Origin of the sequence: Natrialba sp. SSL1 (assembly GCF_001861355.1) — an archaeon.
Classification (GTDB): domain Archaea; phylum Halobacteriota; class Halobacteria; order Halobacteriales; family Natrialbaceae; genus Natrialba.
In genome coordinates this window covers 40,937-52,341 of sequence record NZ_MASN01000056.1, presented here as the reverse complement: position 1 = coordinate 52,341, position 11,405 = coordinate 40,937, and the positions used below count along the sequence as shown (strand labels likewise).

Here is an 11,405-nt window from a genome sequence, read left to right as displayed (position 1 = left end):
TGTGACCTGAACCTCCCCGACGAAGAAGACGGGTATCAACACGAATACCTCACCGATGACGAGTGGGAAGTAACGGAGTCCACGCTGTCAAAGCGTGATGGCGACTACTACCTCCACCTCGGATTTCGCAAACCGAAGCCCGAGAAACAGGTCGAAATACAGGATGGCGACGAGGACAGGACAGTTCTCGGCGTTGACCTCGGCATCGTTAACATCGCCACCACCAGCACAGCGTACTTTGCGTCGGGAAGGAAACTCAGGCACCGCCACCGGGAGTTCGAGCGGATCCGTGGAACCCTTCAGCAGACTGGGACACAATCTGCCCATCGGACGATTCAGCAGATGAGCGGGCGCGAGTCACGGTATCTCCGTGATCAGCTTCATCAAGTCGCTAACCAGATTCTCGAAGAAGCACGCACACACGACTGTGAATACATCGCCTTCGAAAACCTGAAGCACATCCGAGAGCGTGCGCCACCTGTCAAGGAGTTTCACCAGTGGGCACACCGGCAACTCGTTGACCTTGTGGAGTACAAGGCTGAAGCCCACGGGATTAGTATCGAGTTTGTAAGTCCGAAGAACACGAGTCGGCGGTGTCCCGACTGTGGGCATACGAGCGAGGGGAATCGGGTGCGACAGGCGGAGTTTGAGTGTGAAGCCTGCGGTGCAACACAGAATGCGGATTACGTGGGTGCAAAGAATGTTGGGTGGCGGTTTGTCCGTCGGGGCCTACAGTCGTCTCGGCGGACGGGCGACAGTCAACTCGCCCTGAAGTCAGGAACGGTGACGCCGAACCGTGGATTTGTCCCGTCCGACTAACTACGGTCGGCAGAGGCCGAGTTCACTGACAAGCCCCGGCCACCGTGCGCGGGGCAGTTGACATATCCTATATCTGCAGAACGATGGACTCGGACATTCGAGGACGCCGGAAACAGTAAGACAGCATGAGCACGCACGCGACACCAACGAAAGTCGAACAGTCACCCACCGTCGGACCGCTTTCCTGACACCGAGACGGCAAGGTTTTGCGATGTAAGAGCGACCCTTGCGGCGCATGGACGTACAGTGATAAACCGAATCTCGTGATAGAGTCTGGATTCGGAAGGTCTACCAGCGTGTGGCGCCCACTTCGTTACGACAGTCTACGGCGCCGAGATACTCGAGTCCGACGGCGAGCAGTGTCTTCACTGCCGGAAGGTTCGTAAACAGTAAGCAGATGTTCGGAGTTCTACAGGCGATTCACCGACGGCGTTCTTCAAGAACGAGTTCTGCAACTCGCTCAGGCTGTTCATTCGCGAGCCGAAGCACTGCGTCGTGAATCTCTCGCATCTCCTCGTCGAGAACACCGGCCTCGGCAAGTTGTGGAATAATCGTAGTTCGAATACTGTTCTCAAAGTTAGCGACCGTCTCAGCGCGTGCGTAAAACGGCTTTTGCTGGACCTCGTTGTATTCGAACGCCGGCCCTGATTCTGGTTTTGGTTCAGGATTCGTTGCCTGCTCCGGTATCGATCGTGTTGGTTGCGTTGTCGGTTCCGGAACGGGTTCCGGCTCTGGTTCGGTGTCCGTCTCTTCTTGGCCGTCTGTATCCCCGTCGGACTCTAAATCGTCAAAAGGATTCGTCACCGGGAGACACCCCCATTGGCCACAATCTCTGCGAGTTCTTCGTAATGCTCGATCTGGTCGCTTTCGGGGTCGTAATCCTGCAAAGGCTGGTTGTGCTGGAGTGAACGGGAGAGCACTGACCGATGGCGAATGCCTGGCTTTGGCGGCTTGATTCGACCGGCGTCGATATCGTCGAATCCTTCAGCGGTGATCCGCGCGAAGTTCGGCACGACCTCGGGAAGTGTCTCTCCCGACTCGGGGTTGACTTCGAAACTCGCCGTGTTCAGGTTTTCGAGCAGCTCACGATCTTCGGTCTGCTGGTCGATCCGGTCCGAAAGTTTGTTCGGGATTACAGAGAGCACATCGACATCGATGTACTCCCGTGCAGGCTGAATGAGCCGTTCCATCGTGCGTTTGTATCCGCCGATCGCACTCGAGCCAGGTTCGATCGGGATCATCACGTTGCCGGTCGCAACCAGCGCGTTGTTGTTCAGCATGCCGGGGTAGGCCGGGCAGTCGAACACGATGTAGCTGTACTCGTTGCCGAGTAGCGGATCAACAATCTTTGACTTTACTCGTGCCGAACCTTGCATTGCACCAGCCAAGTCCTTCTCAACATCCTCGAGTGTGTTCGACGACGGGAGGAGGTCGAAGCCGTACTCGGTTGGTTGAATAATATCAGTGGGTGTTGCATCACCCTCGAGAATTACGTCTCCGAGGTTTGTATCGGACTGGTAGGCTGCTTCGAATCCGAGCCCGTTCGTTGCGTGACCGTTTGGGTCCAGGTCTGCAAACAGCGTGTCACCTCGCTCGGCAAGCTGCCGAGCAAGATTCATCGAGGTCGTTGATTTGCCGACTCCACCTTTCAAGATCACGACGCTAACTGCGCGTGGGTCGTTTACTGCCATTGTGTGACTCCGCCCGCTGCAGTAGGCACAATAGGAGCCTATTGTTCCCAAATCTGTCTCAACGGACGATATACACCTCTTTCTAGATTGCCTTAACTCTACTGCAATAGCTGTAATAGGTACCTAAGGCAAGGTAGCTACTGCAGCTGTTGTACCTATTGTGCCTATTGTACCTATTTTACCTATTATGCCTATTTCACCTACCTATCCTATTCCAAGTCCTGTAGATACTACGGACGAGTTATGTAGAGTAGATACTGATGGGGAGGTAGGAGTCACAGGCGGCATTGCTGCCGCCCCAGTGAATACTGGTATTGTGAGTGCGGCAACTCAACTACGGTATCAGTCAAGAAAACCGTTGTGGAGTGTTGTAGGGCCACACAGGAGTCGTGTGTGCCCCGAATGCAGAGTGAAAGCCACCGTCGCCTGCTACGATCGACTGAGATGGCAACACGCATGTCGGTCTCGTGACCGGCAGCACGACGGCACGCACGGCTTTCGACTGGGAAGAGGTAGGCGTTTCGGACACCGTGTTTCTGTTGGAAAAACGGCAGACGACAATAGATGTCTGGCAGCGGAACATTCACGGCTTATGGATTATTGGACTATGTCATGGGTCTCAAGAGTGCCAAAGTCCGACTAGAGACAGTGTGGATTCGAGTCCGAGTGTGGGCGAAGGTTGGGCTTCAACTTGGTGCAGTCGCGCTGTTCTTGCTTGGTGTGCTCGCAATCTATTCGGCCTACACCACCAGTGGGGTTTTGAATCCGACACAGTTTGGCCAGGACGTGCCGGCGCTATTTGGGCTTACAGAACACCAAACGCTACTCTATGGCGGGATTGTGATTATGATGCTTGGACTTGGGCTGGCCTACCGTTGGATCATCTCAGACGCAAAATACCGGACCACGCACTGAGACTCACTTGGAAAGTCGGTCCCCGCAATCAGGACACCGCGCTGTCTCTGGTGTCGTGAACGTCGCCAGCGTTGCCGAGACGCGATCGCGTTGGCAGTCCCCGTTGTTACAGTCGAAAATCTCTTTCTGGACGCTCACGAGTCAACCTCCTCGAACGTGATCTGGTGGCGCGAAAAGCACACGTGCATTGGCCCCCAGCCACCTCGCTGCATGAGCGTGATGGGTTCGTCTGTCCCGGTGCCGTGGTCGCTGCCGAAATGAACCGCAATCGACGTCGGTCGCCAGCGGTCGTCTTGCCCATCGACCATGATGTGTGACACCGTCGAGAGGTCCAACAGCATCCGAGTCAGCATCGGTAGCGACGGGTCGTCACGGGCTGCCTCAAGCGCCTGGTCAAGCGTCGACGGCAAGCTCTGGCACGGGTAGAGACGGGTTGCTGGTTCGGTCCGGTATGTCTACGTGTCCAGATCTAGCTCAGTCACCGGCTTCACCTCTATTCCGAATAGCCGCTTCCGGTCCGCTGAAGATGGGGATTTCTTCGTGTAGCGCGATTACTGTGTTCCCCCGATACCGACTGTCGAGCTGGGCGTTATCGAAGATGCACATCTCATACATCCCCTCCTTGAACGCGATCGACGACAGTCGGGAAATCTCAATTCGTTTGACCTCACGGCCACACCGGGGGCACTCATCGCCGCGGTTGACCTGCTGAGAGGGCATTACGCCGACACCTCCTCGGAGACGTCGTGCATCCATCCCCAGACAGGGTTAGGGATCGCGTCTGGGTTCTGCTCAACAGTGCCGTGGACGACCTGGGCAAAATACCGCTCGTGCGGCTCGAGGCTGTGGACGCGATCGGCGTCTACATCGTTGCCTATCAATTCGGCAATGATCTCTTTTAGTTCGTCACTTGGTTCGACCGCGTCGTGATCGCTTCCCTCTGACGGCTTGAGCCACATTCCATGACCGTCTGACGGGCGCTCGTACAGCGACATACCGCTTCCATCACTCGTCTCGAGCCAGAACGAGAAGCGTGGGTCTTCCTCGTCTTGCTCGTAGAGATATTCTCGTAATCTGCCACCGCCGCCTCCCGATCGGCAGTCCAATCCGTCTGCCGCCATCCGGTCGGCGTACAGCCGATGCATCGGTACTCGTACGCTGGCATCTACGCTGGCACCTCTACGTCAGGGTTGTTGGGCGTGTCATACTCTGGATGCACCGTTCGGAGAAGATCGTTGAGTCCGCCCAGTTCGCCCTCGCTAATTGGGAACTTATAGTGAAGCCTGTCTTTCTGAATGTCGATCTCCCACGTGTCTTCGGTTGTTGGCGGCGCTGCATTGATGCTGAATCTGCCACCCTTAATTGTGCACTCGGATGGTTCACTACTGTCCACGACTTCCGTGACGAGTTTCATAACACTCGAGTACTCGTCTCGCGATAAGCGGAGTTCTCCGAACGAATGCCGCGTTGCGATCTGGATTCGGGCGGGGAAGTCGTCGTCCGAATTGTTCAGAACCGATCCTTCAGCGTTGTAGTCTGCGTCGATCTTGTAGACACCCATGCTGGCACCTCCGCGGCCTGCTTGGATTCCCACTGCTGACGTGACGTGATTGTACGCTCGCCGCGAGCCGTCAGCTCGTAGTAGTTCGTCCGCCGGTCGACCTGCCCTTTTTCAACGAGTTCTTTGTCGACTAGCGCGTCGAGATTCGGGTACAGCCGCCCGTGGTTGATTTCGGTCTCGTAGTAGCTCTCGATGCCGTCTTTGATGTCTTGGCCCGACGGCCGGTGCTTGCCTGCAACGACGTACAGCAAATCGCGCTGGAAGCCGGACAAGCCGTCCATTCGTGGTGGCGTATCAACCATCATTATATTTCAAAAGGCATGAATATTGTACTTGAACGTTCCCCCGACTACCGCATTCAACGATATTCAGAGTCGGGAAGTCAAAGGACTACTCTGAAAGAGAGGTAGTTACGCGGCGGTCAGAATCATGCACGTGTTGATGCCGACCGCCAGCAGCCACGGGAGCGTCAGACCTGCCGGGATGATCGGGCGGTACGATGCCGGGAGCAGTGGCCGACAGGCCAGCGCGACGGCGACGGCGAACACCTTGAGGGCGACCATCCCGAAGATTCCGGCCGACTCAATTGCTGCGCGCCCGACTGGGTTGGATTCAGCCAGCCCGAGCTGCAACCCGACGTGGGTCGTGGTGATATCCCCGACGAACGTGAGTGCGACGAGCAGCCAGCAGGCGTACTCGAGTGTGCGAACGGAAATCGTCGGAACGTTCCTTTCGGGCGTTACCTGTCGTGTTGCCATGTTCGGATGGGCAACGGACCAAAACTAGAGTGTTGTGCCGACTACCGTCACCAGACGTGACGAGTAGAACCCGTATCCCATAGATATTATCAATATTTTCAACAAGTATATCCTTGGCCTATCCTAACAACCGAACTGGCGAGGACCAACGGCCTGTCGTTGCCAGCAATGACATCGCAGTCCAATCAGTGACACACCACTCCACTGGGACATAGCACCTCGCCATCCGACGTCTATCGTTGATAGAGCCCGACTCATCAGCAAACTATGGATTGCCAGTCGGCATGTAGGGCACAGTAGTCGGTTGTCAGAGGCACACCGGTGCCCACTGGCATTCTAATTGGCAAAGAGATTCTGAACAGTTAGAAGGTCACAGAAAGAGTCGTATTCCCTCTTGATGATTAGCCCACGATCAGTAAGTACAGGTCATCTAATGGACGGAACACTATTACAAGAACAGGACAATTATGAGACATGATTAGTAAAGAAACACAAATTGTAGCTGTTTTTGTGATACTCGGGATTGCCCTCTCGTATGCCTCAACGACCGTTACAGAAAGTACAGTCGTTCAGATAGCTGTTCTTATTGTGGTTGGGGTAATCGTACCAACGCTCATCAACGAGTGGCGAACAAATTCCACCACTTAGAGAGAAAGCGTTCAGTGCGCAGGTATAGTGACTACATCACGGTTTTTGTGGACTGTACTACTGATAGACTGTGTCTCGAGTATCGAGTTCTAGTACTCGAAGTTCGTTCTGTTCTTTGACCCAATCGATAATTGCTCGTCGTTTCCCAATGCGGAGCGAATACTCATCTCGTCCCTTGAGCGGTTTGAGATGACGGTCTGGATTCTCCTCGGCCTCAGTCAACTTCGATCGGATTCGATTCTCGATATCATTTGGAAGAGATTGTAGCTCCTTCTCCACATCAGGATGCAACAACACTGTCGCCATATATCGCTACAATTCCTCCCACTCGTCAGACTCCTTTCTCGAGTCAACAGTTTTGGCAGTACTAGAATCCAGTTCAGGGGCGACCTCTGCCCACCATCCCACAGCTCTCGCGCCCAGCTTTTTACGGCTTACGAGGCCTTTCTCGTCCATCTCCTTGAGCCGATTTCGAACTCCTTCAGGGGTAATTTGTGTCCCAAACCGCCGAAGACCGTTAGCAACTTCCGGCGCTGTGAGGACTGGGTCATCCTCGTAGTCGAATACTTTGAGGATATCTTGTTCAGTAACAGATTCTTCAAATCGGCCCGCGTCATCGCGTCCTTGACTCATAGCCCTACTGACGTGGTGGTCCCACATAACCGTTTGGTTCGTACAAACCGGGCTCATTGACCTCGATAGATCTCCGCCGGCAAGTTCGCACGTGTAGTGATCAGTAGTTCAGAGTGAACTACTCCGCCCTACTCACTCACGGCTTGCGCCGTTCGTTCCTTGAGGACGGAACTTCCTGCTTCTACGACGCGACTTGCAGACACGGAAAGCGTATCCACAGCGGTCGCAGTCTCCACAGGCGTTGCTTTGGAGTGTACCACTCCTAGTTCCGACAACCCGCACGATTTCACGTTCAACGCCGCGTTCCAATCCCTATCCAACTCGAACCCACACGAAGGACACGAGTGCTCTCGAACCCACAATGGTTTCTCCGATTCACAGCCACACTTGGCACACTCTTTCGTCGTGCCCTGAGCAGGCACTTCAACGTAGTGCGTACCGTGCTTATCACAGTGATGTTCGAGAATCTGGCGGAAATCACTCCAGCCAACCTCGTGTTTGTTCCGAGCGTTGCCACCTGATTCCAGCAGCGACTTCACGTTCAAATTCTCGACGAACACCGCGTCGTACGTCGTCGCGTAGAAGTGTGCGATTTTGTGCTTGTAATCGCGCTTCTTGTTTGACATCCGAGCGTGAACCTCGGCAACACATCGGCGTTGTTTCTGCCAGTTGTTCGACTCGTACTGTTTGCGAGAGAGCGAGCGTTGCTCGCGTTCGAGGCGCTCGCGTTCATCGGACAAGTCGAGACGGTCGATAGAGCGTCCTTTGGAATCGTGGATGAAGTTAAGCACGCCAAGGTCGAGCCCGACGGTATCTTCAGAATCAATATCTTCAGGCTCGGGTTTCTCTGGTTCGTCCGTGCTGATACAGAACGACGCGTACCATGCTCCCGTCGACTCTTTCTTCACCGTAACTTCCTTGATAGCGTCGTGCTCGGGCAGGTCACGGTGGAGTCGGATTGGAATCTCCAAGGTTTCACCGCGGACTTTTTTGAGTCGGAGTATTGCTCGGTCTCTCGGGCCACTCTTTTTGTCGAGTTCGAAGCCCGATTGCCGATACGTGAAACTCCGATACTCACGCGGTGCTTTCCAGTTCAACGAGCCAACATCGTATCCCTTGGCTTTCAGCTTGCCAAGGTTGTTGATGTTGGTGCGGATGCGTTCAACAGCTTTCTGCAACACGGTGGAATAGACTTTGTTAAGGTCAGTCCACCACTGTTTGAGGTTTGGAAGAGTGTCTCGGACTTGCCAGACGCGTTGTCGAAGCGTTCCCTTATTTTCTGGGATTTTGTTGAATTCGTGGAGTGCGTGGTTGTATACTTGTCGCACGATGTCACGAGTCCAGTCGAGACTCTCCCGCTGCCCAGTCGTCGGGAAAGCTCGGAATCGTGGACTGTACTCCATGCGACTTGTCTCCTGACAGTGGTTGTGGATTGTTAACGGTTTTGATTAGAGTGGTTGCGATTCGTGCGGGCGCTGTATCCCCACCCTACTCGCTCACTTCGCTATGCTCTCTTCGCTCCTTGAGGACGGGGGCTTAGCGCCCTCTATTTCAGCTAAGTGTGACCATGTCACTCGTTATATGATACTCGTCGGTTAGCGAATGCTTTCGAGGTCGGTGAAAGCGCCGCCGTTCGCGACGAGCCAACACGAATCGTCGAGGTCGTCGGTGCCGTAGATCGTAAGTTCGTTGGGTGTCCCGCTCGCGGTCCCGACGTGGGTGTGAGCCACCGAATCAGTCCACTTTGGCAGCGGATCGACGGGGCCAGTGGGTCGTCTACATCGCCCGGATCGGCCGCGATGAGTTGTTAGGACAGCGTCTGGCCCCTGTGCTCGATACCGTAGCGTTTCATGCGGCGGCGAACCATCTCCGCACCAGGACCGTCGGGGAAGACAGCCGCGATTTCTTCGAGTGAGTGGTTGTAGTCGTGGTGTAGATGCGCGAGCGTGCGTGGATCGTCGACGGGTTCCAGCACGCCCGCGTGTCGCAGTTCGCGAGCGACGGTGTGGAGATCGGCGTCGACGGTCTCGGCGATCTCCTCGAGTCGGTCGCCCTAGCGGTAGCCGTCGATGATCGGCGCACCGCCTCCTGGACAAGAACGTCGTACTCGCGGTCGTACGATGGGGTCAAAGGAAGATCGACGTTGACCTGGTCTCTGCCGTCCCGATCACTCGAGGCCGGCGTGAGGACTGTTCAGTGGTCTCAACTACCGTTCCGTCCCGACTATATTTAAACCTGACACCGAGATGAGAAGGTCGTCAAGGCGATCGTTGCCGACAGACTCGAGACGGTGACGCTGTCCGATCTGCTGTAAAGCACGGGGCTTTCTCCTTGACTCTCCGTAAAAATAGTCAGAAGTCGTTTAGTTTTTGAATCGAACTCCAATCAGCGCTGCTGCGAGTAGGGCAGCAATTGCTGCAGGAACTCCAAAGCCGGGGATTGGAAGCATACTGGAGTCGTCCTCAACAGTAACGGTGCCGGCAGAAGCATCATTGATTTCGAGGTTGAACTCACCACTCTCGTCGAACGAGTAGGTGAAAGTGATGGTCTCTGCTTCACCTGGACTGAGGCTGACTGTCTGTTCGTCTACGGCAGTACCATCGACAATCAATTCTGCGGTGAAGTCACCGGCCTCGCCACCAACGTTTTCGACGGTGGCACTAGCTTCGACACTATCTCCGACTTCTACTTCGGTGTCACTCAGTGATGCACCGGAAAGTTCGAAGGCAGCTTCATCAGGCTCACTGGGGTCATCTTTGTCATCCTTCTCGTCTTTGTCATCCTTCTCGTCTTTGTCATCTTTATCATCGTGGTCATCAGCAACAGTGACCGTTCCAACTGTGATATCGCTTACTGCAACCTCATACTCACCAGCCTTGTCGAACGTGTGGGTGAATGTAACTGATTCAGTACTATTTGCACCGATATCGACGTCCTTCTCATCGACAACTTCCCCGTCGATCATGAGTTTGGCAGTGTACGTTCCACTGCTCTCACCGTCGACTTCCGAGATGTTCGCAGTTACATCCACTGAGTCCCCGGTCGCAATTTTTGCGTCACTAAGTCCCACGTCTACATCGAATTTGGGTTCATCAGGATCCGGATCGGATGGTGAAGGTGATGGGGATGTCCCTGACGAGTCATCATCATCTTCTTCAAGTTCGATCGTCCCCTCATTTACTTGGATTTCATCGCTCGAGGTACCGGTAGCGACGTGAACCCACTGATATTCAGTTTCGGCCCAATCATCGTCGGTTTCGACCGTGATTTCATCAGTCGTATCTCCCACGATCGCTGTTGACGAAGCATCTAGCTGAAGGCTGCCGCCATCAACTGATGGCCGTTCACTAATGTCTGCTTCGTCCATGAAAAAGCCGAAAATCGACCCCAGTGTGAAAACACCAGAGTGTGCCTGGCTGTTGAGCTCGTTGCCGAAGAGCGAAACATCGTCCTCTAGGTTCTGGACGCCGTTCAGAGACCCAATCTCGGTGTCAAAAGTGATATTCGAAGCAGAGAGGTCTGTGTCGAGTTCTCCATCCACATAGAGTGTCCCATCACTTGATTCGAATTTGTCCTTGTCGTACAGAATAACCCCGTGATTGACGCTACCGTCAAGTGACGAATCAAATTCTGTCGCAGTCACATCGAACGTGATAGCATCACCAAGTTCAGCCGAGGAATCAACATCTACCTCAGATGGCTCCTCGTGAGCAAGCACTTGCTCTGCGCCGAGGATTGTACCATCTACACTTTCAAGTTTACCCTCACTTTCGTCTACACTGAACGTACCTTCAGTTGCAGCGATGTACGTGTATGCACCTGCTCCTTCGTCGAAATCAGCATCGTGGCTAAACTTACCATCGCTGACCACCTCACTCTCATTACTAAACGTGACGTTTTCGTTCAAGTTGTCAAGGTTATCTTGTGTAAACTCAGATTCAAACTGTCCGATGCTCGTTGGCAGGTCACTGAAATCAACATCGCCATCGTCAATGTCTTCAGTCAGATACCCGGATAGAATCTGAACGTTTTCGTTGTTATACTGACTGGCATCGACGTCTCTGTGGTCTCCAAAGTGGAGGGTCACATCGTCATCAGTGTTGTAGATACCAACAGCATCCCGCTCGATATAGTTCTCACTGACATCAGTGTCTACAAAAAGGGTATCTGGCAGACTAATTGAGACATCAGCGCCATCAGTGTCTGCAGTAAGTGCCAGCGGTGCCTCCCCCCACACCGAAAGGCTGCTATTGAGTTCTGCCTCGGTCGCTGTTCCTACACTCCCGCTGGCTCCTACAACTCCGGCAAACGGAGAAAGGAGCATTATAGTGACCAAGAAAGTCACTTTTACCAGTCGTTCTGAATTACCCATATATCAGC

At 54.1% G+C, this 11,405-nt stretch carries 15 protein-coding genes; 2 read left to right on the top strand and 13 right to left on the bottom strand.

Annotated elements, in window-relative coordinates:
• The coding region (locus BBD46_RS18960; protein WP_139173720.1) for an RNA-guided endonuclease InsQ/TnpB family protein at positions 1 to 819 on the top strand (819 nt) is incomplete at its 5' end.
• A 420-nt stretch (positions 820 to 1,239) separates the two neighbouring features.
• Here the strand turns inward: BBD46_RS18960 and BBD46_RS18955 are convergent.
• The 12 genes from BBD46_RS18955 to BBD46_RS23395 all read right to left on the bottom strand — a co-directional run bounded on the left by BBD46_RS18955 (position 1,240) and on the right by BBD46_RS23395 (position 8,755).
• Positions 1,240 to 1,623 (bottom strand): hypothetical protein, encoded by a 384-nt coding sequence (locus BBD46_RS18955; RefSeq protein WP_071403234.1) that lies wholly within the window; start codon positions 1,621 to 1,623, stop codon positions 1,240 to 1,242.
• Positions 1,620 to 2,510 (bottom strand): ParA family protein, encoded by an 891-nt coding sequence (locus tag BBD46_RS18950; protein WP_071403233.1) that lies wholly within the window; start codon positions 2,508 to 2,510, stop codon positions 1,620 to 1,622. Before BBD46_RS18950 ends, BBD46_RS18955 begins: the two co-directional genes overlap by 4 nt.
• A 1,049-nt stretch (positions 2,511 to 3,559) precedes the next feature.
• A complete protein-coding gene (locus BBD46_RS18940; RefSeq protein ID WP_139173718.1) occupies positions 3,560 to 3,835 on the bottom strand; it encodes a hypothetical protein in 276 nt (91 codons plus the stop codon).
• A 64-nt stretch (positions 3,836 to 3,899) separates the two neighbouring features.
• Complete coding sequence (locus BBD46_RS18935; protein WP_071403230.1) at positions 3,900 to 4,145, bottom strand: hypothetical protein; 246 nt, start codon at positions 4,143 to 4,145, stop codon at positions 3,900 to 3,902.
• Entirely contained in the window at positions 4,145 to 4,570 is a 426-nt protein-coding gene (locus tag BBD46_RS18930; RefSeq protein WP_071403229.1) for a hypothetical protein, read from the bottom strand. The genes BBD46_RS18935 and BBD46_RS18930 overlap by 1 nt, the downstream gene beginning before the upstream one ends.
• Before the next feature lie 20 nt (positions 4,571 to 4,590).
• Positions 4,591 to 4,986 (bottom strand): hypothetical protein, encoded by a 396-nt coding sequence (locus BBD46_RS18925; protein WP_071403228.1) that lies wholly within the window; start codon positions 4,984 to 4,986, stop codon positions 4,591 to 4,593.
• Positions 4,935 to 5,267 (bottom strand): helix-turn-helix transcriptional regulator, encoded by a 333-nt coding sequence (locus BBD46_RS18920; protein WP_071403227.1) that lies wholly within the window; start codon positions 5,265 to 5,267, stop codon positions 4,935 to 4,937. Before BBD46_RS18920 ends, BBD46_RS18925 begins: the two co-directional genes overlap by 52 nt.
• Positions 5,268 to 5,396: 129 nt before the next feature.
• Positions 5,397 to 5,744, bottom strand: a complete 348-nt coding sequence (locus BBD46_RS18915) for a DUF5658 family protein (protein WP_071403226.1) — start codon at positions 5,742 to 5,744, stop codon at positions 5,397 to 5,399.
• Positions 5,745 to 6,449: 705 nt separating this feature from the next.
• Positions 6,450 to 6,698, bottom strand: coding sequence for a type II toxin-antitoxin system RelE family toxin (locus BBD46_RS23605; RefSeq protein ID WP_071403225.1), 249 nt, complete (start codon positions 6,696 to 6,698; stop codon positions 6,450 to 6,452).
• Between the two features lie 6 nt (positions 6,699 to 6,704).
• Entirely contained in the window at positions 6,705 to 7,025 is a 321-nt protein-coding gene (locus tag BBD46_RS18905; RefSeq protein ID WP_071403239.1) for a winged-helix domain-containing protein, read from the bottom strand.
• Positions 7,026 to 7,153: 128 nt separating this feature from the next.
• Positions 7,154 to 8,428, bottom strand: coding sequence for an RNA-guided endonuclease InsQ/TnpB family protein (locus tag BBD46_RS18900; RefSeq protein WP_071403224.1), 1,275 nt, complete (start codon positions 8,426 to 8,428; stop codon positions 7,154 to 7,156).
• Positions 8,429 to 8,620: 192 nt separating this feature from the next.
• The gene (locus tag BBD46_RS23395; protein ID WP_256375005.1) at positions 8,621 to 8,755 is read right to left on the bottom strand and encodes a hypothetical protein; all 135 of its coding nucleotides are present in this window, start codon (positions 8,753 to 8,755) and stop codon (positions 8,621 to 8,623) included.
• A gap of 206 nt (positions 8,756 to 8,961) precedes the next feature.
• Between BBD46_RS23395 and BBD46_RS22820 the strand changes: the two genes are divergently transcribed.
• Positions 8,962 to 9,258, top strand: coding sequence for a hypothetical protein (locus BBD46_RS22820; protein WP_071403223.1), 297 nt, complete (start codon positions 8,962 to 8,964; stop codon positions 9,256 to 9,258).
• Positions 9,259 to 9,387: 129 nt separating this feature from the next.
• Here BBD46_RS22820 and BBD46_RS18890 read toward each other — a convergent pair whose 3' ends face one another.
• Positions 9,388 to 11,397, bottom strand: coding sequence for a CARDB domain-containing protein (locus BBD46_RS18890; protein ID WP_071403222.1), 2,010 nt, complete (start codon positions 11,395 to 11,397; stop codon positions 9,388 to 9,390).
• Positions 11,398 to 11,405: the final 8 nt, after the last annotated feature.

Bases quoted from the DNA above. Each gene is read 5' to 3' on its own strand.
- BBD46_RS18890 (WP_071403222.1), bottom strand. From the start codon at position 11,397: ATGGGTAATTCAGAACGACTGGTAAAAGTGACTTTCTTGGTCACTATA.
- BBD46_RS18930 (WP_071403229.1), bottom strand. From the start codon at position 4,570: ATGCATCGGCTGTACGCCGACCGGATGGCGGCAGACGGATTGGACTGC.
- BBD46_RS18935 (WP_071403230.1), bottom strand. From the start codon at position 4,145: ATGCCCTCTCAGCAGGTCAACCGCGGCGATGAGTGCCCCCGGTGTGGC.
- BBD46_RS18900 (WP_071403224.1), bottom strand. From the start codon at position 8,428: ATGGAGTACAGTCCACGATTCCGAGCTTTCCCGACGACTGGGCAGCGG.
- BBD46_RS18915 (WP_071403226.1), bottom strand. From the start codon at position 5,744: ATGGCAACACGACAGGTAACGCCCGAAAGGAACGTTCCGACGATTTCC.
- BBD46_RS23605 (WP_071403225.1), bottom strand. From the start codon at position 6,698: ATGGCGACAGTGTTGTTGCATCCTGATGTGGAGAAGGAGCTACAATCT.
- BBD46_RS18925 (WP_071403228.1), bottom strand. From the start codon at position 4,986: ATGGGTGTCTACAAGATCGACGCAGACTACAACGCTGAAGGATCGGTT.
- BBD46_RS18920 (WP_071403227.1), bottom strand. From the start codon at position 5,267: ATGGACGGCTTGTCCGGCTTCCAGCGCGATTTGCTGTACGTCGTTGCA.
- BBD46_RS22820 (WP_071403223.1), top strand. From the start codon at position 8,962: ATGCGCGAGCGTGCGTGGATCGTCGACGGGTTCCAGCACGCCCGCGTG.
- BBD46_RS18950 (WP_071403233.1), bottom strand. From the start codon at position 2,510: ATGGCAGTAAACGACCCACGCGCAGTTAGCGTCGTGATCTTGAAAGGT.
- BBD46_RS18905 (WP_071403239.1), bottom strand. From the start codon at position 7,025: ATGAGTCAAGGACGCGATGACGCGGGCCGATTTGAAGAATCTGTTACT.